The organism is Carnobacterium sp. FSL W8-0810 (assembly GCF_038007125.1).
Lineage (GTDB): Bacteria > Bacillota > Bacilli > Lactobacillales > Carnobacteriaceae > Carnobacterium_B > Carnobacterium_B inhibens.
In genome coordinates this window covers 495,854-521,392 of record NZ_JBBOWO010000001.1, presented here as the reverse complement: position 1 = coordinate 521,392, position 25,539 = coordinate 495,854, and the positions used below count along the sequence as shown (strand labels likewise).

The following is a 25,539-nucleotide window of genomic DNA, read 5'->3' as shown; positions in this document are numbered from 1 at the left end:
TTAGTGTTAAAAAATTAGCAATAAGGAGAGAGATACATACATGAAAAAAATGGTTAATGTCACGACAACTTTTTTATGGGCAAAAAACCTTGAACACCCAGTTCAAGAAAAAATACGAGAACAAGATAGAAAAGAGCACTTTTATACCTTAACAGATGAAGAAGCTATGAGCTTGTATAAGGATCGCTTAGTAGACTCTGAATTACTTTACGGGGATATTGTAGAGGTTTTAGAAACTAGTGGAGAGTATGCACAAGTAACGGTCATAAAACAAGCCTATAAAAATGAACCCAAGGGATATCCGGGATGGATCTTCAATAAGGATCTTGCTTCCATACCAGATGGTTGGTCAGAGGAATTAGATCAAATCGCTGTTAAGCAGCCAATAGCAAAAATCAATATTATAAAGGATAACCAATCTTCTCAAATGGATCTTTCTATTGGAACCATTTTATCTGTACTAGAAGAAACAACTGATGAATATAAAGTTCTTACACCAGCTGGTATCGGGATAATCGGAAAAAGAGATGCTCATTTACTAAGTGATTTACCATTAAATGCTGTAGATCAATTGATCAATAACGCAAAATCATTTTTAGACTTGAGGTATGTTTGGGCAGGAACAAGTGCTGCTGGATTTGATTGTTCAGGCTTTGTTTATACATTGTTTCGGACGTTCAATATCTGGTTGAGCAGGGATGCTCAAGAACAAGTTTTTGAAGGAGAAGCTCATTCGTATGAAGAAGCAAAGCCTGGAGATTTGTTGTTTTTTGCTTACCAAGAAGGCTATGGAGAAGTTCATCATGTAGGAATTTATTTAGGAGAAGATCAAATGATCCATTCCCAAACTCCTGGATCAAAAGTTATGATCACGAAGCTTGAAGGAACAAACTATCAAAAAGAATTATGTGCTGTCAGACGTTTTTTCAACTAATCATAAAATATGAAAAGAGTATGAAAGGGTGAAATAAAATGAAAAATCATATAAAAGGTTTGGGAATAATTAGTTTAACTGTATTACTAGCAGCTTGTGGAGGTGCAGATTCGCAAGATTCTTCAACTACAAGTACTTCAGCAACTAGTGAAAAAAAATTAGCTGATAAACAAGAACTACACTTGACTGCTGCTTCAGAAATTCCTTCTATGGATACAGCATTAGCAACTGATTTAACGAGTTTTACGGTCATGAACAATGTTTTCGAAGGGTTATATGTTTTAGGACCAGATTCTGAACCTGTTTTAGGTGCGGCAGCCCAAGAACCTACTGTAAGCGAAGATGGAAAAACTTACACATTCAAGCTCCGTGACGATGCTGTTTGGTCTAATGGAGAACCGGTCACTGCGGATGATTTTGTTTATGCCTGGCAAAAGGTAGTTGCACCTGAAACGGCAAGTGGATATGCGTATATGTTTGATGGGTTGGTCAAAAATGCTACTGAAATTATTAATGAAGAAATGGAACCAACTGATTTAGGAATTAAAGCAATCAGTGATACGGAGTTAGAAATCACACTAATGCAGCCAACCCCTTATTTTGATCAGTTGCTGACATTGCCATTTTTCTTTCCACAAAATAGAACATTTGCCCAAGAACAAGGTGATAAATATGGAAGCTCAAATGAAAATCTAGTTTATAATGGACCATTTATATTAGAAGATTGGAACCAAGCGAGCAGTGTAGGATGGACTTTTGAAAAAAATGAAGATTATTGGGATGCTGAGGCTGTTGTTCTAGATACTGTAACAGTAGATGTTATCAAAGAAGTGACTACAGAGCTAAATTTATTTGAAAATGGTGATACAGATATTGCTTTTCTATCAGGAAGTTTTGTCGCTCAATATAGTGAAGACGCTAATTTTCATTCTTCATTAAATGCGACAACTTTCTATATTGAAATGAATAACTTGAATAATAACGAAAAAACAGAGTTGAGCAATGCTAATATTCGCTTAGCTATTGCGTCAGCAGTCGATAAAGATGGCTATGTAAATAGCGTTTTACAAGATGGTTCAGAATCGATTGATGGATTTGTTCCAGCCGGTTTAGCAAGTAATCCTGTAACTGGTGCAGATTATCGTGAAGATGCTGGGAATTTGTTGACATATGATGTTGAAAAAGCTCAAGATGCTTGGGAAACTGGATTATCAGAGTTGGGAACGGACAGCCTTGAATTAGAACTGATTACATCAGATACAGAGGATTCAAAACGATTAGCTGAGTATTTACAAGACCAGTTACAAAAGAATTTACCGGGCCTGACAGTTAAATTAAGAAGCATGCCATTTAGTATGAAATTAGATACAGTACGTGCTGGAAACTATGATATGGCCATTAATTCATGGATAGCAGATTTTGCAGATCCCATCAATTATGTGGAACGCTTTGACACAGATATCAATCGTATGAATTATTCAAATCCGGATGTTGATGCTTTAGTAGACAAAGCAAAAGCAACTTACGATGATGAAGCACGATGGGAAACATTAGTAGAAATTGAAACAGTGGCTTTAGGGGAAGATGCCGCACTTGCACCACTATACCAATCAGCAGATTCTTATTTATTGAATCCAAACGTTAAAGATTATTATAAACGTGTTTTTGGACCAGATAGTTACAAATGGGCTTGGATAGAAGCAGAATAATTGAGCGTAAAGACTAACAATTAACAGGTGAAGTAATCTGTTAGTTGTTAGTCTTTATTAAAAGAAAATGAGAATAAAAAACTCGCCATTTTTAAACTAAATGATAAAATTAGAACAAGTTTTCACATAGTTATAAAGGCTTATTATTTCATCAGTTGCATAATAAATGGTTAAAAAAAGTCGGTTTTTAGCATCAAAACTATCAGATTCTAAAAATAAACTAGTTTGGATAAGAATATAAAAGATATACAGGTTATTTTTAGAAAGATAATTCTGAAGTCAGATTGTGAAAAAACTACGACTGAAAATTAAAAATCGCTTACATTTTTTAGAAAACGACATTGGAAAACGCTTTACAACGGTTTTTTTTAGCGTTACATTTAGAATACAAACGCATGAAAGAGTATTATACTATTGGAGGGAATAAAATGACTAAAGAATATATTATGTCAATTGACCAAGGTACTACTAGTTCTAGAGCAATCATATTTGATAAAGCAGGAAACCCTAAATGGAGTTCTCAAAAAGAGTTTACGCAACATTTTCCTAAGCCAGGCTGGGTAGAACATGATGCTAATGAAATTTGGATTTCAGTTTTATCTGTCATTGCAGGTGTTTTAATTGAATCAGGTTTAAAACCATCTGATATTGATAGTATCGGGATCACTAACCAACGTGAAACAACTGTTGTTTGGGACAAAGAAACAGGTAGACCAATTTACCGTGCAATCGTATGGCAATCAAAACAAACAAACGGCATTGCTAATCAACTTAAAGAAGATGGGCACACTAAATTAATTAAAGATAAAACTGGTTTAGTTATTGACTCTTATTTCTCAGCAACTAAGGTCAAATGGATTTTAGACCATGTTGAAGGATCAAGAGAACGTGCTAAAAAAGGTGAATTATTATTTGGAACGATTGATACTTGGTTAGTTTGGAGATTAACAGGTGGAAAAGCACATGTAACCGATTATTCAAATGCAAGTCGTACAATGTTGTTTAATATTTACGATCTTAAATGGGACGAAGACATTTTAGCGTTGCTAGATATTCCAAAAGAAATGCTGCCAGAAGTCAAATCATCTTCTGAAGTATATGGTAAAACGATTCCTGAGCATTTCTATGGTGGGCAAATTCCAATTGCCGGCATGGCAGGTGATCAACAAGCTGCTTTATTCGGACAAGTAGGATATGAAAAAGGAATGGTTAAAAACACTTACGGCACTGGCGCTTTTATCATTATGAACACAGGTAAAGAACCTATTAAGTCAGAAAACGGTTTGCTTACATCGATTGCTTATGGCTTGAATGGCGAGATCACTTACGCATTAGAAGGAAGTATTTTTGTAGCTGGATCAGCACTTCAATGGTTAAGAGATGGAATGAGAATGTTTAGAACAGCTCCTGAATCTGAAGAATATGCTAAAAAAGTAGATTCAACAGAAAATGTTTATGTAGTACCTGCATTTACGGGTTTAGGTGCACCATATTGGGATCAAGATGCTCGCGGAGCTGTCTTTGGGTTAACACGTGGAACAACTAAAGAACACTTTATAAGAGCAACACTTGAATCATTGGCTTACCAAACGAAAGACGTTGTAGATACAATGAATAAAGAATCTGGTATTCCAATTAAAACATTACGTGTTGATGGAGGAGCATCTCAAAATGACTTCTTGATGCAATTTCAAGCAGATATCTTAGATACTCAAATTGAACGTTCTAAAATTAGCGAAACAACAGCATTAGGTGCAGCTTACCTTGCTGGATTAGCAACAGGATTTTGGAAGGACCAAGATGAGATCAAAAAATACTGGGAAAAAGATGCCTCATTCACTCCGAATATGGGAGAAGAAGAGCGCGAAGACTTATACGCAGGTTGGCAATCAGCTGTTGAAGCTACACGTATTTTCAAACACAAACCTATCAGAGAAAATAAATAAGATACGTATTTTTTGATTAATACTTATCTTAGGAATAGAATGAAAAAGTGCATCCTTTATTTGGGGTGTTCTTTTTCATTCCATCCATTAAGGACAAATAAAAAAAATTAAGGCAGTCTAAAAGCGCTGTTATTATTATTTAGGAGGCAGCATATGAGTAAAAAATATATCATGTCGATTAGCCAAGGAACGGATCTGACAAAAGCTATTTTATTTGATAAAAAAGGGAACCAAAAATGGAGTTCACAAAAAGAAATCACTCAAAACTTTCCTAAACCAGGTTGGGTAGAGCAAGACGCCAATGAGATTTGGTTATCCGTTTTATCTGTCATCGCAGGTGTTTTGATTGAATCTGGAGTGAAACCAGTAGATATTGACAGTATTGGGATTACGAATCAACGCGAAACAGTTGTAGTTTGGGATAAAGAGACAAGCAGGCCTATCTATCAAGCAATTGGCTGGCAGTCAAAACAAACAAATGCACTCGCACAACAATTAAGAGAAGATGGTCATGAAGAATCTATCCATAATAAAACCGGCTTAGTTGTGGATTCTTATTTCTCAGCAACTAAAATTAAATGGATCTTAGATCATGTAGATGGAGCAAGAGAACGGGCTAGTAAAGGTGAATTAGTATGTGGAACGATTGATACTTGGATAGTGTGGAAATTAACAGGTGGAAAAGCTCACGTAACAGACTATTCAAATGCAAGTCGTACCATGTTATTTAATATTTATGATCTTAAATGGGATGAAGATATTTTGGCTTTATTGGATATTCCAAAAGAAATGTTACCAGAAGTGAAATCATCTTCTGAAGTTTATGGAAATACAGTACCAGAACATTTTTATGGTGGAGAAGTCCCAATCGCGGGTATGGCTATTGACCAACAAGCTGCTTTACTAGGGCATGAAGGGCATGAAAAAGGTATGGTCAAAGCAACATATGGTACGGGCGCATTTATTATTATGAATACGGGTACAGAACCCATTAAATCAGATAAAGGGTTACTAACCTCTATTGCTTATGGTATTAATGGAGAAGTTACTTATACACTTGAAGGTAGTATTTTTGTAGCCGGATCAGCACTTCAATGGTTAAGAGATGGTCTAAGAATGTTTAGAACAACTCCTGAATCTGAAGAGTACGCTAAAAAAGTAAATTCAACAGACAATGTATATGTTGTCCCTGCTTTTACTGGTTTAGCTGCGCCTTATTGGGATCAAGACGCGAGAGGATCTGTTGTAGGGTTAACGCGAGGAACGACTAAAGAACATTTTGTGCGTGCAACTTTAGAATCACTGGCTTACCAAATAAAAACTGTTGTAGACACGATGAATGATGAATCAGGTATTCCAATAGAAGTTTTACGTGTAGACGGTGGAGCAGCTCAAAATGACTTTTTGATGCAATTTCAAGCTGATATTTTGAACAAACGGATCGAACGCCAAAACGAAACTGAAACAGCAAACCTAGGAGCTGCTTACTTGGCAGGATTAGCAACTGGATTTTGGAAAGATGAAACTAACGTTAAAAGGACTTGGGAAAAAGAAGCAACATATGAGCCCGACATGGAAGAATCTGTTCGAGAAGATTTATATGCAGGCTGGCAATCAGCTGTTGAAGCGACCAAAGCATTTAAATATAGACCTTCAAAGAAAAATGATTAAGGCACTAAATTTTGCTGAAGCAAAACTTTCAGATCTAGCTAAATAAAAAACAGAGGACTCCATTTTAAACGGAATCCTCTGTTTTTTGTTCAATAAACCATTAAATAAAGTGATTAGATTACCAGATTTTAATCAAAATCGTAATCTAATTTATCCTCTTGGCGTAAATGTAATTTTTTCATAACAAATCGTGCAGGCGGTTGAGCAATCAAAAGCTCACAGAACAAAGCAATTGAAAAATTTCTAGGCCAATGTGATAATGATCCAAATGAATCTAGGCTAATACCCTTACCAAGCATACCGCCAATTACTGTCATAATCAATGACATCCCAATAACAGTAAAAAAGATGGTGAATAATATTTTTGCATTAAATCCATCGGTATCATCGGAAAAAGTGTGCACTAATTTTTCTGCAATACGCCCAATAACGAGTACTTCTAGCAACATGGCAATGATCAAGATAATAGGAAAAGACTTGAGAATAATCAGGAATACTTCTGTATCAAGCTTACCAAATTCTAGTCCAATGTTTACTGTGCTCATAATAATAACAGTTATCGTACAAATAATAAGACCGTATAACATTCCTTCTTTAGCATTGTGGGGCAATCTGTTTTCTTTAATTTCTTTGATAGTAAAAAACTCCTTTTCAATGTATCTCTTAGGAGTGTATCAGAAACTATAGCTATTGCGTAAGTTAGATTTTCATGAAAATTACATGAAAGCGTTAATTGTGTTGTCTTTTCAACAAAAATAACCCGCTTTTAATAAAAAAAGCGAGTTATTTGTATTAAAATCTATTTAATTTTTAATGATGCTAATTGTTCTTCAATAGCATCAAATGGAGCTTCTGCTTGCAATAGAGCAGCTGCTGTATAAGCACTCTCAATCAAAGCAGTATCGTATAAATGGACTGTCTTATCAGAAGTTTCAATAGCTAATTCTAAATTCATTTTAGCACTACCTAAATCATAGAAAGCTAGAACTGTTTCTTCTTCAAATGAAGATAAAGCTTCTTCAATTCTGTCAAAACTAGTTCCAATTCCACCTTCAGGAGTTCCGCCAGAGCTTTTGACTGTAACATCTTTAGCCACTTCACTAATCAATTTAGCTAAACCGTCTGCAATTTCTGATACGTGAGAAACCAGCAATACACCATATTCTTTACTCATCATACACACCTGCTTCCATCATCGTTTTAAATAGATAGCTGCTAGACATAGCGCCTGGATCGGCATGCCCTATAGAACGTTCGCCTAAATAAGAGGCACGTCCTTTAGTTGCTTTCATGTCCTTTGTTTTTTCAACGGATTCTTCAATCAAAGCGGCAGTTAGATTCTTAGCTTTTACAGCTTCGATAACTGGAATCCATTCATCGACCATTGTTTTCTCGCCAGCTACAGCCTTACCACGTTTTTGAATACCTTCTAATCCGGCTTCTAAAACTGTTCCTAAATCATCACTGTCTTGACTAGCTTTAGCCATGCTGATAAATGCAGAACCAAGTAGAGGGCCAGAAGCACCTCCTACTTTACTGACTAAAGTCATCCCAGTTGTTTTTAATAAGTCTGTTAATGTTTCTGGATTTTTGGCTTCTAAAGCTTCCGTTAATGCATTAGCTCCACGGGCAAGGTTGTTCCCGTGATCTCCATCACCAATAGCTGTATCTAAATCACTAAGATAAGCTTTATTTTCTAAAATTTGTTCAATAAAAAGTTCTAGCCATTTTTTTGTCGTTTCTGTAGTTAACATAAATTTTTGTCATCCTTTCTTTACCAAGCAATAGTTGTTACAGGGGCGTTTAAGTACTCTAACCAGCTAGAGTCTTCTAGCTTAACTAAAGTTAAAGATAGACCTTCCATATCGATGGAAGTCATATAATCGCCGACTTTTCTGAACGATAAAGTTATTCCTTCGTTTGCTAATAATTGTTTTACATCATTCATAAAAATAAATTGTTCCATCAATGGAGTACCACCCATACCATTCACTAGAACTGCAAATGAATCTCCTTTTTGCCATTGGAATTCTTTTTTCAACTGGTTTACAAGTTCTTTAGCTAAGGCAGCAGAAGGTTGAAGTTTTTCTCTACGGTAACCAGGTTCACCATGGATACCTACGCCAAATTCAATTTCGTCATCCATTAATTCAAATCCTGGTTTACCAACTTCTGGTACAGTAGCAGGGTTTAAAGCTACACCCAATGATTTGACCTCTGGGATAAGTTTATCTGCTAATTCTTTAATTTCTTTTAGTGACAAGCCTTTTTCGGCAGCAGCACCTAAAATTTTATGAACCAAAACAGTACCAGCAATACCACGTTTTCCAGCAGTATACGTACTGTCTTCAACGGCTATATCGTCATCTACTACAATATAATCAACTTCAATATCTTCCATTTCCGCTAATTCTTTAGCCATATCAAAGTTCATAACGTCTCCAGAATAATTTTTAATGATTAAAAAGACACCTTTACCTTCATCGCTAGCTTTGATACCTTCTAAAATTTGATCAGGAGTAGGGGATGTAAATACTTCACCACAAACGGCGGCTGATAGCATTCCTTTTCCAACGAACCCTGCATGAGATGGTTCATGTCCACTTCCACCACCACTTACTAATCCAACTTTTCCAGTTTTTTCGCCTTTACGATGGATGACAGATGTTTCTGGCAAGCGTTCAACTAAATCTTCATAAGCAAAGACTAAGCCATTTAACATTTCATCTAATATATTTGATGGATCATTGATAATTTTTTTCATTATTTTCCAGACCCCCTAAAGTAATTTAAAAATGGTTTCACTACTATTGTAACCGTTTTTAAGATAGAGGACAAATATAACAATTGAATAGAGGGTACAAAAAAACTCTTCCATTCAAAAATGGAAGAGGAAAGGATATTCAAAATTTACTTTGGAGGAGTAAAAGTGAAAAAATAAAAGGTTGGTTGTATATTGTTTTGGTATACTGTTAGTATATAAGACAAATGTGAATAAATTGTATCCTCTATCGTACTAAAAAGTGAAAAAAGAAATTAAAGATGAAGGAGAACATAGAATGAATAATCAAGTACAGTTGTATTCACTTGTAAAGAAACTTTATCAAGCAAACTTTTGGGAAGATTATTGGGACAATGATATTATAGGCATTCAATTGCCAGACCATAAAGACCCTGTTTTTATTTCAATACTAGGAAAAGCGGAACAAAATTTTGGCTTTTTGATTTATCGAAATTTAGAAGAACTGTCTTATTATTTTGAAATGCGTAAACAGGCTGAGTTTAGTGAGTTTAATTCAGCAATAGAAATGCTTCAAACGCACAAATGTATTTCTTTAAATTTTGAGGACCGCAAAGAAATTCCAAAAGAAGAGTATGAAAAGATAAAAGCTAGCGGTGTAACATTTAGAGGCAAAAAAGCTTGGCCGGTATTTACTGATTATAAACCAGGCTATTATCCATTTGCGATAAATGAAAAAGATGTGTCTTTCCTGATAGCTGTATTTGAAAAGTTAATTGAAACAGCAACTGATTTTCGAGCATCTTTACAATTTTATGAAAAAGAACAAGAAACCTATGAAATTTTAATGCGCACTTATAAGAGAGACGGTTCTTACGAAGATGGCTTTTATGTTGTACCTGAAGCTATTTTAGAAGGAGTATTAGATAATGAAGTGGAATATGCCTCAATCAAATTAACTGACTTTGAAATGAAACGAGTAAACAATCAAAAAATGAAACATACGATATGGGAATTAGACATTGATTTTATTGGAGTACCGGTTGTTCCTCCAAACGGTGGACGTCCTATATTTCCCAGTTTGTTAATTGTAGCAGATACAAAAAATAGTGAAGTGATCTGCAGTGAATTTGTTAACCCAATAGAAGCTGAAAAAATTCAGCGTATCATCATTCAATTGATCTTGGCACAGAATGGTAAACCACCCAAGATTGTCGTAAATGCTAATCGTTATGTTAAAATTGCTAGTTGCTTAGAAAATTTATTGACCACTTTAGACATAGAACTGGTTCCCGTTCAGAAGCTGCCTTTACTATCTGTGGTGAAAGAAGACATGCTAGAATACTTTAAAGACTAATTTGATCAAAGACACATCAATATAAAAGATGGAGGTAAATAGTGAAAACTTTAGTGATTATATCTCATCCCGACATAATGGAATCAGGAAGCCAACAATATTTATTGAGTTCAATTCCTGATAATAAGGACATAACGGTTCATCATTTGGAATCTCTTTACCCGGATTTCAAGATAGATGTAGAAAAAGAACAGGCACTGCTAAAGGAACACGATCGTATTATCTTTCAGTTTCCCTTCTATTGGTATAGTTCTCCAGCACTATTAAAAAAGTGGCAAGATGATGTACTAACAGATGGATTTGCTTATGGGAACAATGGGAAAGCTTTAACAGGAAAAGAATTTGGCTTAATAGTAACGATTGGTGTAAAAAAAGAAGAATATCAACCTGGAGGGCGTGAAGGCTTCAGTATTGATGAATTAACCAAACCTTATCAAGCCCTAGCTCTTAAGACAAAAATGACATTCCTTAAAACATTGCCGATTTTTCAATTCAGTTATTTGACGGAAGACCAAAAGATGACTCTATTGATTCGCTATCAACAATATTTGACTCAAGAAAAAGACGACAGTCTAGAAGCACGAGAAAAGTGGTTCCTACAAGAACTAAAATCGACAGATTTAAGCAAGTTAAATGAAGGAGACCAATTTATTTTAGAGCAAACGATAGAGTTTATTGAAGAAAGTCGAGACACAATCGACGAATTGAAAATAGTCTTAGATCAAATGAATTAGGCTAATTAAAAGAACGAAGGTAGGCGAATGAATTGGAACAAAAAGAGTGGTTGCTTCAAGAACTTGAACGAGTCATTCAAACGAGTCGGGATTATAAGCAAAAAGCGCTATTAAAAGCTGTCAGAGATTTAATTAACGAGCAAGTTGAAAGGATTCGTCAGATGGAAGGCGAATTGGATGGAACCTTATGGAGTCCACGAAACTGGAGTGAGTAAAATAAGCTTTGAACTAGTATAGCCATTACAAAAGTGTATTAGTAGTTTTTGATATAGGAGCCATGTTCGCATATTCTGCAAATTTTAATGATAGTTTATGGATTAAAAATACACGCTCACTTATGGAATAGTAATCCGTAAGTGAGCGTGTATTCTTGTAGTCTATTTTCCAGAACTTTAACTATGGGGGTATCTAAAAAATTGGTCAGCTTTTGAGCGGGCATAAGAATAATTCCCGAAATATTCTATAAGTTGCCCATTTTGTAAAAGATAGGTTTTATCAAAAAACTTATCTAAAAAGTAGCGGTCATGTGAAACCGTAATAATGGTTCCTTTGAATAGGCTTAATGCTTCTTCAATCATTTCTTTTGAATCAATATCTAAGTGATTCGTAGACTCATCCAAAATAAGAACATTGTGATTTAAGTGAACGAGCTGCGCCCATCGAAGACGCATTTTTTCTCCACCAGACAGCTGATTTATTTTTTTAAAGACATCTTGACCATAAAATAAAAATTTAGCTAAAATATGACGAGCTTCACCTTCTGAAACGTGAATTTTATCGCGAAACTCTTCTATCACTTTAACGTTTGTATCCATTTCAAAAGCATGTTGGGAAAGATAGCCAATTGAAATGGAAGAACCTGCTTCAACTATTCCCGTATCAGGTTCGATTTTTCCTAACAGTAGGTTTAATAAAGTGCTTTTCCCAGTTCCGTTTGCGCCAACAATGGCAATTCGATCTTGATAATGAACATGCAGAGCAAGATTTTCAAATAATACTTTCTCTTCATAGTGTTTACTAACTCCGGTCAGTTTGAAAATATCTTTACTAGATCGCTGTTTGGTAGTTAGTTGAACAGCTATTTTATTTTGCTCAAGCAGTGGTTTTTTTACTAATTCAATTCTAGCTAAAGCTTTTTCCATATTTTTTGCACGACGGTGCAATGCATCACTTGGAGGATTAGAACGATTGGCCCACTCTTTTAAGCGTTTAATCGCTTCTTTCATTTTGTTAATTTTTTTCTGTTGATCTTGATAGCTTTGAAACTCATTTAGTATCCGGTTTTCTCGTTCTTTAACATAGTTAGAGTAATTGCCAGGATAGTAATGCAGCTCTCCTTGTTCAATCTCAATGATTTCTTGTGCAACCTCATCTAAAAAATAGCGGTCATGCGAAACGATGATAACAGTCCCATCATAGGTGTTCACAAAATGAGTTAACCATTCGATAGCTAGAATATCTAGATGGTTCGTTGGTTCATCAAGCAAAAGTAAGTTGGGTTGTTCCAATAAAATTTTTGCTAATCCGACTTTTGTCCGTTCTCCACCGCTCAAATTGACCCATTCTTTTTCAAGAAGAGAATCGAGCTGCAAGCCGCTTGCTACCCGACGAATAGAAGCATCTACTTCGTATCCGCCTAATTCTTCAAAATCCTGTTGCAATTGGCCATATTGATTTAAAAGTTTTTCTAAATTTGCAGTAGGATCTGACATTTGTAAACTGATTTGTTCCATTTTATTTTCCAAAAGAAAAACGTCTGAAAAACTTTTTTCTAAAATTTTATAAACTAACAGGTGATCATCTTGTTTAGGAAGTTGAGCAAGTAATCCGATTGTTAAGTTTTTTTGCCAAGAAATTGCACCAGTGCTTGGCTGTTCAATACCAGCTATAAGCTTAAGCAGAGTCGTTTTTCCTTCGCCATTTTGTCCAATCAAGCCAATTTTTTTAGGAGTGTTGATATCTAAGCTTAAATCACTAAAGATAGTATCAGCACCATAAGTTTGCGTTACGTTTTTCATATTAAAAATACTCATTTTAGTTCCTCCGTCTACCGGAAACAGCAAAAAAGAGAGGAAAAGACCTCTCTTTCAAAACAACTGCGTATAAAAAGCCTCCTTAAGAAGCTCAACGTGTTGTGAAAAGATGCTTTTCTGGTTTTTCCATTCTAAATTTAGTTAAAAAAGGGCACACTTCACCAATTTCAACTAAACAGCGGAAAATTCGGCACGGATAACATATAAAAAAGCTGTTTCTTTGTTTGTTATCACGTTCCAACCAGTAATTAACATCTTTTCACCTCCTCTGATTCTAATCAGATATTAATTGTAGTATACTATAAAAGTTCGTTTAGTAAAAGAATGAGTTAAATTGTCTATTAATTACAATTGATAAAAGTAGGATACCCATATACACTAGTAAAGAAAGTAGAAGGGAAGTTGCTAAAGCAAAACTATTTCCTACCGTCTCGTGAAATGAATAAAATATAAACTATTAAAGAATATGGAATTTGGCATTCGTTTAGAACTTAAATAGGGATAGTACGAAAAAGGAGAAGTAGAGAAGATGAAAAGGGAAAGTACAGCAGACTATGACATCAAAATGGAGAATGTTCGTTACTCCGCTCCTCAACGGTACTATGGTACAAGAATTTTATTTGTTATCAGAGGATCTGCGACTATTTCATTTGGAGGACGCAATTTTGAAATGGAAGAGAGCGATATTTTAGTTGTGAATCGTACAAACAATTATTCGGTTATGGGAAGTGAAGATAATTGCATCATCACGTTTAGTATTTCCAGTCAATTTTTTGTGACTCATTATAAAGAATACTTTCATTATAATTTTGTTTGTTTTTCTAAAGAATTAGATCCTGGACGTGAAGGTATGATAGCACAACTCAGACGTTGGGTAGCTGAAATCATGATTGCAGATTCTAGAAAAGAAGAAGGCAATACATTAGAAATCCGAAGCAATTTGTATCAAATTATGTTGCTGATGACTCGTTTTTTCAAAAAAGAAGCGCCCCATTGGAAAGGCGTAGATACCAGTGATGAACGAATTGCACGAATCATTCAATTAATTGAACAGCGATACGCAGAACCTCTAACGTTGTCTGAATTAGCAGAACATGAAAACTTATCTTCTTCCTATTTATCACGCTATTTCAAACAAATGACAGGTATGGGGTTTTTAAATTATTTAAATCAAGTCCGGTTAAAGCATAGTTTGGACGATTTGTTGTATACGTCAGACAACTTGTTTCAAATAGCTATGAAAAACGGTTTTTCAACCGCCAAAAACTATACAGTTGTTTTTAAATCAATTTATACTCAAACCCCAGCTCAATATCGAAAAGAACACCAACATGAACAGTTGGAACAGCATGAAGCGATAATAAATAAAGTTGAAGCACATACGGTTCTGGATTCTCCAGCTATTTTAGACCGACTAGCCAGTTATTTAGATGAAGGAATTGATCAAAGCTACACTATAGACGAGGAACACCTTGAAGAACGCAGAATTGTGTTGAACAGTGAGGATAATCAAGAACTAAAACATGAAAAACACATCATATTTATTGGTGAATTAAAGGAACTGTTAAATGAAAATGTAAAACGGCAATTGATTTTAGCTAAGCAACAAATGCGCGTAGACTTTGTAGGTATTCAAAAACTCTTTGAAGATACCATATCCTTAACTGAATCGGATGCAGTAGATGTCTCTATTAGTTCGCCTATATACGCTAATTCTGATATTGTTTTACAATTCTTAAAAGAACAAGGTATTTATATATTCTTGAAGTTAGAGTACAAGCAAATTTGTCAAAATGAAGAGTATTCTATTAAGAAACTCGACCAATTCATTCAACATGCTCTTCAAGTCTTTGGACGTGATTTTGTAGAAAAATGGCAAATACTATTTTATAGCAAGGAAGAGTGCTCGATAGAGGCATCAGAGTTAGAGCGAGTCTATTTAAGAGTTCGGCAAGTAATCAAAAATAAATCTGAAAAAATGAAAGTCGGAACGTTTTTCCCATTTGATGAACAAAAAGTTGAGCTTCCAGAAAACCAACAATGGCAAATCAAACACGCAGACAAAATTGAATTTATCGGGTATGAAGCAGATCAAAATGAAGTTATTAATTTTAATGATATCAATGTGGAAGAATTTTCTAAGAGTCATCGTTACATTACCAATAAAACGCGTAAAATTAAATCTTTTATAGAACAAAACCAAATGGACAGACCAATGTTCCTTATTAATTGGAATATCTTATCTGGGAATACTCACCATATCAATGGGAATTTTTTTAGGGGAGCGTTGATTCTAAAAAAGATCTTAGAATTAGAGAGTGAAGTAGCAGGAATTGGTTTCTGGATCAATAGTGAAATTCATGAACGTTTACAAGATTGTTCTAATAATTTAATTGACAGTTTAGATTTGTTTCATTTCTTTAATGAAAAAAGACCTACTTTTTATACAATGCGCTTTAAAGAAAAGTTAAGAGGAAAGGTCATTGCTCGAGGAATGGATTATATTATGACTGAAAACGAAGATGGATACCAACTTATTATTTTTAATGAGCGACAATTTAGTCCACGTTATTCAATCGATGAACTATTTGTAAAAAACAGAAGCAAAGAATTGCATATTCATCTTAGAGGAATCAAACCAGGAAATTATCAGATTCGTACATTGAAGTTCGATCGGAATAATGGAGGGTTGTACTCTAAATGGTGGAACTTGAATAGCAAGTATGGCATTGATCATGAAATGATGGATCACATTGTTCAATCTCTTAGTCCAGCACTGGATATCAAAGATGAGTATTTAAATGAAGAATGGTCTTTTTATTCTTTATTGACAACTAATGCGATTCATTTTATTGAATTTCGTAAAGCAATCGAATAAACGAACAAGATTACTTTACAAAATCCAGACCGATAGCTATACTGTAAGTCGGTAGGAGGTAGACCATGAAAAAAGTAATTATTGCTAGTATTAAAGGCTATCAAAAAGGCATTTCTCCTCTGTTTCAGCCAAGTTGTCGGTATTATCCAACTTGTTCGCATTATGCTATTGAGGCTATTGAAAAACATGGGGCCCTCAAAGGAACTATAATGGGAACAGCTCGTATTTTAAGGTGCCATCCTTTCATTAAGGGAGGATATGATCCTGTCCCGAATAAGTTTACGTTAAGAAGAAATAGAGAAGTTAAAACAGTTAAAAAATAAATGTTATAGGCTGACAAATTTAAGTTAATTTGTCAGCCTATTTTGTTGAATTAAGTTAGTTTTATTCAATTAAAGAAATCCTTCTGTTTCCTGAATACTTATTAAAAAAGAATCTAATAACTTTGACAAACGACTTAATATAGTGTAAATTGTCTTAGGGACGAAATATGAATAAATCATAAAGAAATAATGTTCGTGTTTTTGACTCCTTATATAAACAATCAAAAATAGCCTAAAAATTAGAGCCATAACAGAAAGAGGTTAAGGAAAAGATGAAAGTTTTTGACTATGAAGATGTCCAACTAATCCCTAATAAAAGTATCGTAAAAAGTAGAACTGAATGTGATACAACAATTGAATTTGGCGGTAGAAGATTTAATTTACCGGTTGTACCTGCCAATATGCAGACGGTTATTGATGAAACATTAGCTGTTTGGTTAGCTGAAAATAATTTTTTCTATGTTATGCACCGTTTTGATGAAGAAGATAGAATACCTTTTATTCAACGTATGACAGAAAAAGGCTTATACTCTTCAATTAGTGTTGGTGTAAAAGATGCAGAATATGACTTTATTGAAACACTAGCAAAAGAAAACTTAGTACCAGAATATATTACGATCGATATTGCTCATGGGCATTCTGATCTAGTGATCAACATGATTCACCATATCAAAAAATTCTTACCAGGAACATTTTTGATTGCAGGAAATGTTGGTACTCCGGAAGCTGTTCGCGAGTTAGAGAACGCTGGAGCGGATGCAACTAAAGTGGGTATTGGACCAGGAAAAGTATGTATCACAAAATTAAAAACCGGATTTGGTACTGGTGGCTGGCAATTAGCAGCTTTGCGTTTGTGTGCTAAGGCTGCAAGAAAACCATTGATTGCTGATGGCGGAGTGCGAGATCATGGCGATATCGCTAAATCAATCCGTTTTGGAGCTTCTATGGTTATGATGGGATCGTTATTCTCAGGACATGATCAATCTCCAGGAAAAACGATTGAAAAAGACGGAAAAATGTACAAAGAATATTTTGGTAGTGCTTCTGAATACCAAAAAGGCGAACACAAAAATGTTGAAGGCAAAAAGATCCTTGTAGAATACAAAGGTGACATCGCTGAGACATTATTGGAAATGAAACAAGACCTACAATCTTCTATCTCATATGCGGGTGGAAACGATGTAGAATCGATTCGTAAAGTGGATTACGTGATTGTTAAAAATTCAATTTTTAATGGTGACCGCTAAGCAAATTTTAAAAGATCCTGTAAAGGGTCTTTTTTTGTCTCTGAAAAATGGTTGTGTTTTATTAGTTCTTTTGAGTAAATGCAAATAGTTTGTATCCGTAAGTTTCTTTGTTACACTTAATAAGTAAACTGAAACGAAAGGAGCAAGAAATGATGAAAGTATTAGTAGTAGGTGCAAATGGACAAATCGGTAAAATGATCGTAGATAAACTGCACGAAAGCGACAAACACTCAGTACGGGCGATGGTTCGAAAACCAGAACAAGCCAATGCACTAGATATGAACGGTGTGGAAGCATGCTTAACAGATTTAGAAGGACCAATTGAAGCGATTCAAAATGCTCTTGAAGGTATGGATGCTGTCATTTTCTCTGCTGGTTCAGGCGGAAAAACAGGTTATGACAAAACAATGTCGATTGACTTAGATGGAGCAGTAAAAGTAATGGATGCAGCAAAAGAAGTTGGCGTAAATCGGTTTATTATTGTTAGTGCAATGAATTCAGATGATCGAGCAGCTTGGGATAATGAAGAAATGAAACCTTACAACATTGCCAAATATTATGCAGATCGTTGTTTGAAACAAAGTGGATTGACGTATACTATTTTACGTCCAGGTCTATTGAAAAATGATCCAGCTACAGGGAAAATTGAAGTTGCTGAAAACTTGCCAGGCGGTGCTATTTCTCGTGAAGACGTAGCCGAAGTGGCTGTTGCTAGTTTAGATAACGAAACGACTTTTAGTAAAGAGTTTGATCTTTTAAATGGAGATTCACCGATTGATGAAGCTTTAAAAAATCTATAACTCTGGTTTATTAGTCAAACGGAAGTGTATTTGCTGCTCATTTAATCAATAATCCTAAATGAAAGTTCTTTTCACTTTGAATACGTGGGGTAGAAAGAGGACTAGAATACAAAATAAGAGGCTGGGGACAATTGTCCCCAGCCTCTTATTTCTATACCATACCTGGTTTTAAGATAACTTTAATATTTTGATCTGCTTTTTTGTCAAAAATATCATAAGCTTGTGCTGCTTGCTCAAGCGGCATCGTATGCGTAATGATATCTGTTGGATCGAAGAGATTTTTTTCGATCATATCATACAATTTTGGCATTAGGTGAATAACAGGAGCTTGCCCTGTTTTTAAAATAACATTTCGATTAAAGAAATCATTGATAGGGAAACTAGCAGATGGTGTCATGTAGACTCCCGTAACTTGAACCGTTCCGAACTTTTTAACACTTTCAGAAGCTGTAACAAGTGGGCTAATGGTTCCGCTTTGGACGCTGAGAAGAGTTTTAGCTTTCTCTTTAGCAGGAGCTACACCATCCATACCTACGCAGTCAATGACTACATCTGCTCCACCATTAGTCGTATCATAAAGGAATTTCCCAACTTCCGTAACATCTTTAAAATTAACGGTTTCGACATTATTTGTTTTGTGTGCATGGTCTAAACGGTGTTTCACATTATCAACCGCGATAACACGTTTAGCACCTTTCATCTTAGCGAATTTTTGAGCGAAAAGACCTACTGGACCAGAACCAAGAATAATAACAGTATCGCCTTCTTTAACACCGCTGCTTTCTACACTCCAGTAAGCAGTAGGGACAATATCAGATAAGAAAAGAACTTTTTCATCTGGCAAGTCATTTTCTGGGACTACGAAAGAAGTAAAATCAGCGAACGGCACGCGTAAGAACTCTGCTTGGCCTCCAGGATAATTCCCATGCATCTTACCAAATCCAAACAAGCCGCCATTATCAAAAGCAGGATTTGGGTTAGAGTTGTCGCATTGGCTTTCCATTTCGTGAGTACAAAAATGACATTCGCCACATCCAATGTTAAACGGAATAACGACTCGATCGCCTTTTTTGACCTTTTTAACACCAGGACCAACTTCTTCAACAATTCCCATTGGTTCATGACCCACTACATAATCTTCTTCCATTACAGGTTTTCCATTATGATACAAATGTAAATCAGATCCGCAAATCGCTGTTGCTGTAATGCGGACAATCATATCAGTAGGTTCTTGAATCGTTGGATCTGGAACATTTCGGACTTCCATTTTTTCATTTCCTTGCCATGTTACTGCACGCATAAAATCGCTCCTTTTATTTGTATTTATAAGGTGAATTTTAGCATTACAAATAAAGATAGTAAAATAATAACGCTTACTGCAACTAGTGAAGAAGATGAAAAAAGAGTTTTATTTGCCACTTTCAGCAAACAAAACTCTTTTCTTCTAAACTAACTTGATTAAGAAATATTTTTTCTTGCCTTTACGAATAAGGATAAAGCGTTCGTCAAATGAGTTTTCAGGTGTCACAATAGTTTCAACATCGGTAATTTTTTCACCATTCATGGATAAAGCACCATTTTTGATGTCTTCACGAGCTTGGCGTCTAGAAGGTTCGATGCCGACTACATCAACTAACCATTCAACAATGTTTCGCTCTTCTTTTGAAGCTTCAAAAGTAGGCATATTTTTAAAACCTTCTTCGATTTGATTAGCGGTCAAACTTTTTACGTCCCCGGAAAATAGAGCTGCAGTAATCTTTTCAGCATCTTTCAAAGCTTGTTCGCCATGAACGAATAGAGTCATTTCGCTGGCTAATGTTTTTTGTGCTTCGCGTTTGTGCGGCTCTGTTGCTATCTTTTCAGCTAAAGCCTCAATTTCTTCTTTTGTTAAGAAAGTAAAATACTTCAAGTATTTGACCACATCACGGTCGTCTTGATTTAACCAGAATTGGTAAAATTCATAAGGAGTGGTTTTCTCTGCATCTAACCAGATAGCACCACCAGCAGTTTTCCCAAATTTAGTTCCATCCGCTTTTAACATCAACGGGATGGTCAGCCCATAAGCTTCAGCGTCAGAACCTTCTTGTTTACGGATGTATTCTAAACCAGCTGTAATATTGCCCCATTGATCTGCGCCACCAATTTGTAATTGAACATCTTCATGTTGGTACAAGTGTAAGAAATCGATAGATTGCAAAATTTGATAAGTAAATTCAGTAAATGAAATACCCGTTTCCAAACGACTGGCAACGATGTCTTTAGACAACATAGTATTTACGTTAAAACTTTTTCCGATATTACGCAAGAAATCTAATAAAGATATTTCTTTTGTCCAATCCAAATTGTTAACCATACGAATAGATTTTTCATTTTTACCAGCATCAAATAGTTTTTCCATTTGATGTGTTAATTTATCGACATTATTTTGAACTTGTTCGCTAGTCTGTAAAACACGTTCTTCAGATTTCCCACTTGGGTCACCAATTGAACCAGTTGCTCCACCAATAACGATGACGGGACGGTGGCCAGCTAACTGAAATCTTTTTAAAATCATAAAAGGAATCAAATGGCCAATATGCATGCTATCTCCAGTTGGATCAACTCCACAGTATAGACCTACTTCTTTTTGGTCAATCAATTTTTTTAAACCTGTTTCATCTGTTTGTTGATTAATGGCATCGCGCCATTCTAATTCATCAATAATATTCATTTTTCTCGCTCCTTATAAACTGTATTTTTTGCATAAAAAAAGCCCGATAAAAAGAAGCTATCTTTTTATCGGGACGAAATTTTCCGTGTTACCACCCAAATTGCAGTCTGTTTTTAACGCAAAACACGCTGCCACTCATTTACTGTTAACGTAGTAATACGCTTGAGGTTAATCAAGTTACTCCGGAGTGTACTTCACAAATTGGTTTGTGCCTATTTTCATCAACCACAGGCTTTCTATTGAACAGGGACCAAATGTTACTATGCTCTTTCATTGTAAGTTGTTATGAGATTGTCATTAGTATAGATGAAGTGAAGACAATTTGTCAATCTTGTTTTAAAAAATCTATAAAATTTTCAATCGATACAAAAGATTCTCGCCTTGGCCGACTATTATAGAACGACCGTTGTATTATCTTAAATATTGTTTAAGATTGCTTATATATTAAGGTTTTCTGTTGCAATGAACTCAGTATATTGGTTCAATAGGAATTGTAAACATATAAAAGATAAAGAGGAGGATAATGTAATGATGACACATTTTTTTGATTCATACTGGTGGATGTTTTCAGGCGTATTCGTCATAGCAAGTATTTTAATAACCTTAAATCTAGTAAAAGTAATCGGTTTTAGAAAAGAGTCTTCTTTAATGCTAAGGGTAATCGATTTGATCCTTTCGCTAGGCCTACTATTGCTTATGGTTTCAGCTAACTTTTTTTCGGGAGTTTTATACGATCAATTTAACCTAGCAACAGATAATATGCTGCTCGCCTTATCCTTTTATTCAGGAGTAGTCTTTTTAATCCAAATTTATTTCACGTTTAAACGTAATAATAAATAAGCATAATCTATGATGGCAAATAATTTAAAGAAAGCAGGAATCAAAATGGGCTTTTGGTATTTTCTCATACTCTTTGCAGGTATAGCTCTTATTGGAGCAGGTGCGGCTAAGAATGATGTTTCACGTTCGGTTAAGATTGTAGTGATGTTGTTTATTCTTGGTATTGTCTTTATTTTCATTTCGTTAGTGCTATTTATGCCAGGCAGTTCTGAGATCATTTCTCAACTGTTAGACAGGAATTAATAGGTCGAAAAATGGCATAGCTAATCCAATGTTTCAAGATATAAAAAGCATATACATTGCTAAAAATAAAACAACCTGATGATATTATTAATCGTCAGGTTGTTTTATTTAGAATCTCGTTATTTCTCATCTGTTCCAAACTCTTTTGAAATTAAATTTATAATAGTTGAAAATGTGTTTGTGCAAAATAGGATTGCTAATAATGTAATTTTTAAAATGAAATTAACCATATTTTTCATTTCTCTCCTTTATTTGTATCATCTACTTTTTCAATAAATAGTTCCTATCGAAAATAAGGTCAATCTCATATAACCCTATATGTTTGTTAATATCTTTTTCGATTTTGTCTAGAAGCTGTTCATTTGTTAGTTTAATGTCTTCTGGGACGACCACGTCGAATTGAATAATCGGGCGAGTCCCTTTTTTTTCAATACGAAAATCATGGAATTGCAGATTTAAGTTGTAGGATTTCAATAATTGTTTGACGAGTCTGTATACATTTGTTTGTTCTTCACTATGGATATCAATGGGATCCAAATGGCAGACTAAGTTAATTCCCAGTTCTGCTTTGAATTCTTTTTCAATGGCATTGATCACTACATGGGCTTGAGTAAGACTCCAACTGTCATCAATCTCAATATGGATAGTTGCAAATGTTTTCTCAGGACCATAACTATGGATCAACAAGTCGTGGTAGCCAATGATGGATTGGTGATTATCTAGATAAGCAATCATTTTTGTGAGTTCTTCCTCGCTTGGACGTTTTCCAAGTAAATCATTAATAAATTCGCTGAGCATTTGAATACCACTAAAGATAATATAAAAAGCAATTAGCAGTCCTGTATAACCATCAATCTGCCAGCCTGTTAGGTGTTCAACTGCAGCCGAGACTAATACAGCAACTGTTGTGTAAACATCATTAAAGCTGTCTTTTGCGCTAGCTAACAATGTTTTTGATCCGATATGTCGCGCGGTTTCCTGGTAAAAGTAACCTTGAACAACTTTGATACCTATTGATGACACTAAAATAATAAACATCAAGGGAGAGGTTTGTAAACTTTCTGGCTGCAAAATACGTTCAATCGATGTTCTTAAAAATTGACCACCGACAAACAGAATGATTAAAGAAATGATCATGCCTGTGATGTATTCTGAACGCTGATGACCATAGGGATGTTCTTTATCTGCTGGCTTAGCAGCTATCCGAAAGCCAATCAATGTTAAAACCGAAGAAGCTGAATCCGACAAGTTGTTCATCGCATCCGCTATAATAGAAACACTTCCTGAAAATAAGCCAATTAACAATTTCATTCCAAATAATAGGAAATTAGATAATAAGCCTATCTGCCCAGCTACTGTACCGAAAGCAGCTCGTGATTCTTTTCCCTTTTCTTTACTTCTTCGTTCAATCCATTCAAAAAAATAATTCACAAAGACCCTCCTAAAAACCAAACTTGAAAACAAAAAAATATAAACTGATAATTGCTGTGTCCATATATATTTTGCATAAACAAAAGTATAACAAATTATAACTTTTAGTAAACACATAAAAGTGGTTAGATACGACTAATTAAAGCTAGCTCTTTTAAAAGAAGTTTTAGAAGGGTAGATAATATAGTAAATTAGAAGATGGTGTACTGCAAAAAACGATGGAATAACCCCACCGATGTTAATGAGCTTTACTAAAGATAACTTGAATCAATAGGGTAAAATGTAGGAACTCGGTCAATCAAAAGCATATGATAAACTGTTTTTTCAGAAACATTTTCCGAATAAAAATAGAAGTTATTATCATTTTGAAGAACAAAATAATCATCCTTAAATTCGCTCTTTAAAAGATAAACATTGTCTATATTTTTTTTATACTCTCCAGAATTAATTAGTATATTATCTTCATATTCGTAAAATTTACCTTCCATAAAAGTTATCTGAAGAAAATGGCCGGACTTTCCAACACCTTCAGATTGATAAGAACCTTCTAATATGAGCTCTTTATTTCCATAATCAGAAAAATACCCTATTAAAAAAATGAATACTAATACTATAAAAGAAATTATACCTACATATTTTCTTTTCATCCTATACGCTCCTAATAATAATTCATTAATAAAACGTTATCATTGTTAGTAAAATAATACTATAACTATTTTGGTATTTACTAATAAATAGTTATTAATACAATTTTATCTGATATATTTTATATGTTACTAAAAAAATAGTTGGAGGAATTCATTTGAAAAAATTAATCTTTCTTTTAAGTAGTCTTGCTTTTTTTAGTTTTTTTACTGCAACAAAGGTACAAGCTGAAGAATCTTTTCCATCACCAGAGAGTAGTGTTTTCTATGATTTAAATCAAGGTGGACTACAGCAGTTTGAAGTTGAGAATGATCTAGGAGAGACCTATACCATTACCATTGAAGAAGAGCCTCAATTTTTTATTATGGCAAGTGCTGTTAAGAGTGGTACATATAAAATTACAAAAGAAAAAGCATTACAATGGAAAGCTAGTTACAAAATTGATGTAAGTAATAATAAAATTACACGAGCACACTCTGCTTCAGCAACAGCCTTCACTGGAAGCTTTAAAAGTTTATTATTGAAAGTAGATAGTTCTACACAAGCCACTTATTATTTAAAGCGAACAATATTACTTGCAGAGACCTCTATAAACTTAAGAGCTAAGTTGGCAGGAAGCAGTATTTCGATAACGTATTAGTCATTACTCGCCAAGGTACTCAACAGTAACCGTCCCCCAGCCGAAAATATCGCTTAAAATACCGTATCCAATGAACAAATTAAATGCTATACAACAAATACACGCTATGTAGACTACCTTATATAGTGTGTTTGTTTTTTTATTTCTAATGATGAGAAGAGGGGAGACAATTAAACCTAAAGGTGCGATTAAGAAACTGAGAATAGAAAGAACCAATAACATTAAACCTTCATCGTTTTCACTTGTTCCACGAATAAAATCTAATTTTCGATAATTTTCTTGGATCTTAAGTTCATTTGTTTCGATTTTTTTTTTAAGCACTTGGTTTTCTTTCAGCAATTCGTCTATGGATACTTCATAGTAAACACTCAGTTTTACTAGATTATCCAAATCAGGATAGCTATTGCCATTTTCCCATTTTGAAATTGACTGTCTGGAAATGCTTAAATATTCCGCCACATTTCCTTGGGAAAAACCTTTATTGATTCTGCTTTCTTTTAAACGTTCTCCTAATGCCACAACTTTTCCTCCTCGTATCTTATTTTTCTTTATCGTACCTGAAAGTAAGCACCTTTGGCTATAAGCCAGTGGTTGCGTTTAGCACGCATTGGTTTACATTAGGGGATAAAATCAATAAAAGTACTCGTGCAACAAATAG

At 34.7% G+C, this 25,539-nt stretch carries 24 protein-coding genes and 1 other annotated feature; of the genes, 14 read left to right on the top strand and 10 right to left on the bottom strand.

Annotation, left to right across the window (positions count from 1 at the left end; genetic code table 11):
• The first annotated feature begins 40 nt into the window (after positions 1–40).
• The 4 genes from NST49_RS02535 to glpK (NST49_RS02520) all read left to right on the top strand — a co-directional run bounded on the left by NST49_RS02535 (position 41) and on the right by glpK (NST49_RS02520) (position 6,260).
• Entirely contained in the window at positions 41–934 is an 894-nt protein-coding gene (locus NST49_RS02535; protein ID WP_341046844.1) for a C40 family peptidase, read from the top strand.
• A 38-nt stretch (positions 935–972) separates the two neighbouring features.
• The gene (locus NST49_RS02530; RefSeq protein ID WP_034538034.1) at positions 973–2,643 is read left to right on the top strand and encodes a peptide ABC transporter substrate-binding protein; all 1,671 of its coding nucleotides are present in this window, start codon (positions 973–975) and stop codon (positions 2,641–2,643) included.
• Between the two features lie 428 nt (positions 2,644–3,071).
• Positions 3,072–4,589, top strand: coding sequence for a glycerol kinase GlpK (glpK, locus tag NST49_RS02525; RefSeq protein ID WP_023176537.1), 1,518 nt, complete (start codon positions 3,072–3,074; stop codon positions 4,587–4,589).
• Between the two features lie 153 nt (positions 4,590–4,742).
• Positions 4,743–6,260 (top strand): glycerol kinase GlpK, encoded by a 1,518-nt coding sequence (gene glpK, locus NST49_RS02520; RefSeq protein ID WP_034538036.1) that lies wholly within the window; start codon positions 4,743–4,745, stop codon positions 6,258–6,260.
• A 128-nt stretch (positions 6,261–6,388) separates the two neighbouring features.
• Here the strand turns inward: glpK (NST49_RS02520) and NST49_RS02515 are convergent, their stop codons facing one another.
• From NST49_RS02515 to dhaK, 4 genes are all read right to left on the bottom strand, one after another.
• A complete protein-coding gene (locus NST49_RS02515; protein ID WP_081701935.1) occupies positions 6,389–6,847 on the bottom strand; it encodes a DUF2798 domain-containing protein in 459 nt (152 codons plus the stop codon).
• Positions 6,848–7,059: 212 nt separating this feature from the next.
• The gene (gene dhaM / locus NST49_RS02510; RefSeq protein ID WP_023176541.1) at positions 7,060–7,434 is read right to left on the bottom strand and encodes a dihydroxyacetone kinase phosphoryl donor subunit DhaM; all 375 of its coding nucleotides are present in this window, start codon (positions 7,432–7,434) and stop codon (positions 7,060–7,062) included.
• A complete protein-coding gene (dhaL, locus tag NST49_RS02505) occupies positions 7,427–8,014 on the bottom strand; it encodes a dihydroxyacetone kinase subunit DhaL (protein ID WP_023176543.1) in 588 nt (195 codons plus the stop codon). Before dhaL ends, dhaM begins: the two co-directional genes overlap by 8 nt.
• Before the next feature lie 20 nt (positions 8,015–8,034).
• Positions 8,035–9,024 (bottom strand): dihydroxyacetone kinase subunit DhaK, encoded by a 990-nt coding sequence (dhaK, locus tag NST49_RS02500; protein ID WP_341046836.1) that lies wholly within the window; start codon positions 9,022–9,024, stop codon positions 8,035–8,037.
• Between the two features lie 295 nt (positions 9,025–9,319).
• Between dhaK and NST49_RS02495 the strand changes: the two genes are divergently transcribed.
• The 3 genes from NST49_RS02495 to NST49_RS02485 are packed head-to-tail and all read left to right on the top strand — an operon-like array spanning position 9,320 to position 11,306.
• Entirely contained in the window at positions 9,320–10,357 is a 1,038-nt protein-coding gene (locus tag NST49_RS02495) for a DUF7309 domain-containing protein (protein ID WP_023176546.1), read from the top strand.
• A gap of 41 nt (positions 10,358–10,398) precedes the next feature.
• Positions 10,399–11,091, top strand: coding sequence for an NAD(P)H-dependent oxidoreductase (locus NST49_RS02490; protein ID WP_341046833.1), 693 nt, complete (start codon positions 10,399–10,401; stop codon positions 11,089–11,091).
• Positions 11,092–11,123: 32 nt separating this feature from the next.
• Complete coding sequence (locus NST49_RS02485) at positions 11,124–11,306, top strand: hypothetical protein (RefSeq protein ID WP_023176550.1); 183 nt, start codon at positions 11,124–11,126, stop codon at positions 11,304–11,306.
• Between the two features lie 177 nt (positions 11,307–11,483).
• Here NST49_RS02485 and abc-f read toward each other — a convergent pair whose 3' ends face one another.
• Positions 11,484–13,124, bottom strand: a complete 1,641-nt coding sequence (abc-f, locus tag NST49_RS02480; RefSeq protein ID WP_341046832.1) for a ribosomal protection-like ABC-F family protein — start codon at positions 13,122–13,124, stop codon at positions 11,484–11,486.
• Between the two features lie 529 nt (positions 13,125–13,653).
• Here abc-f and NST49_RS02475 point away from each other — a divergent pair.
• The 4 genes from NST49_RS02475 (at position 13,654) to NST49_RS02460 (ending at position 18,372) form a co-directional block, all read left to right on the top strand.
• Entirely contained in the window at positions 13,654–16,002 is a 2,349-nt protein-coding gene (locus NST49_RS02475) for a helix-turn-helix domain-containing protein (RefSeq protein WP_251166236.1), read from the top strand.
• A 65-nt stretch (positions 16,003–16,067) separates the two neighbouring features.
• Complete coding sequence (gene yidD / locus NST49_RS02470) at positions 16,068–16,325, top strand: membrane protein insertion efficiency factor YidD (RefSeq protein ID WP_023176555.1); 258 nt, start codon at positions 16,068–16,070, stop codon at positions 16,323–16,325.
• 272 nt (positions 16,326–16,597) lie between these two features.
• Positions 16,598–17,572, top strand: a complete 975-nt coding sequence (gene guaC, locus NST49_RS02465) for a GMP reductase (RefSeq protein ID WP_023176557.1) — start codon at positions 16,598–16,600, stop codon at positions 17,570–17,572.
• A 149-nt stretch (positions 17,573–17,721) separates the two neighbouring features.
• Positions 17,722–18,372, top strand: a complete 651-nt coding sequence (locus NST49_RS02460; protein WP_341046830.1) for an SDR family oxidoreductase — start codon at positions 17,722–17,724, stop codon at positions 18,370–18,372.
• A 151-nt stretch (positions 18,373–18,523) separates the two neighbouring features.
• Here the strand turns inward: NST49_RS02460 and NST49_RS02455 are convergent, their stop codons facing one another.
• Positions 18,524–19,672 (bottom strand): zinc-dependent alcohol dehydrogenase, encoded by a 1,149-nt coding sequence (locus NST49_RS02455; RefSeq protein ID WP_023176560.1) that lies wholly within the window; start codon positions 19,670–19,672, stop codon positions 18,524–18,526.
• A gap of 144 nt (positions 19,673–19,816) precedes the next feature.
• Positions 19,817–21,082: a tyrosine--tRNA ligase gene (gene tyrS / locus NST49_RS02450; RefSeq protein WP_251166237.1), complete on the bottom strand. Its 1,266-nt coding sequence runs from the start codon at positions 21,080–21,082 to the stop codon at positions 19,817–19,819.
• 66 nt (positions 21,083–21,148) lie between these two features.
• Positions 21,149–21,365 (bottom strand) — a binding site (T-box leader).
• A 245-nt stretch (positions 21,366–21,610) separates the two neighbouring features.
• Between tyrS and NST49_RS02445 the strand changes: the two genes are divergently transcribed.
• Both NST49_RS02445 and NST49_RS02440 read left to right on the top strand, forming a co-directional pair.
• Entirely contained in the window at positions 21,611–21,922 is a 312-nt protein-coding gene (locus NST49_RS02445; protein WP_341046828.1) for a hypothetical protein, read from the top strand.
• 9 nt (positions 21,923–21,931) lie between these two features.
• Positions 21,932–22,165 (top strand): hypothetical protein, encoded by a 234-nt coding sequence (locus NST49_RS02440; RefSeq protein WP_023176566.1) that lies wholly within the window; start codon positions 21,932–21,934, stop codon positions 22,163–22,165.
• A 261-nt stretch (positions 22,166–22,426) separates the two neighbouring features.
• Here NST49_RS02440 and NST49_RS02435 read toward each other — a convergent pair whose 3' ends face one another.
• On the bottom strand, positions 22,427–23,596 hold the full coding sequence (locus NST49_RS02435) for a cation diffusion facilitator family transporter (RefSeq protein WP_034538044.1): 1,170 nt from the start codon (positions 23,594–23,596) through the stop codon (positions 22,427–22,429).
• Positions 23,597–23,847: 251 nt separating this feature from the next.
• A complete protein-coding gene (locus NST49_RS02430; protein WP_341046827.1) occupies positions 23,848–24,243 on the bottom strand; it encodes a hypothetical protein in 396 nt (131 codons plus the stop codon).
• A gap of 155 nt (positions 24,244–24,398) precedes the next feature.
• Here NST49_RS02430 and NST49_RS02425 point away from each other — a divergent pair, with 155 nt between their 5' ends.
• A complete protein-coding gene (locus tag NST49_RS02425) occupies positions 24,399–24,881 on the top strand; it encodes a DUF5626 family protein (RefSeq protein ID WP_034538045.1) in 483 nt (160 codons plus the stop codon).
• 3 nt (positions 24,882–24,884) lie between these two features.
• On the opposite strand, the gene NST49_RS02420 is transcribed toward NST49_RS02425, so the two are convergent.
• Positions 24,885–25,400 carry a helix-turn-helix domain-containing protein gene (locus NST49_RS02420; protein ID WP_023176582.1) on the bottom strand — a complete coding sequence of 172 codons (516 nt, stop codon included), beginning with the start codon at positions 25,398–25,400 and terminating at the stop codon, positions 24,885–24,887.
• Positions 25,401–25,539 lie beyond the last annotated feature (139 nt).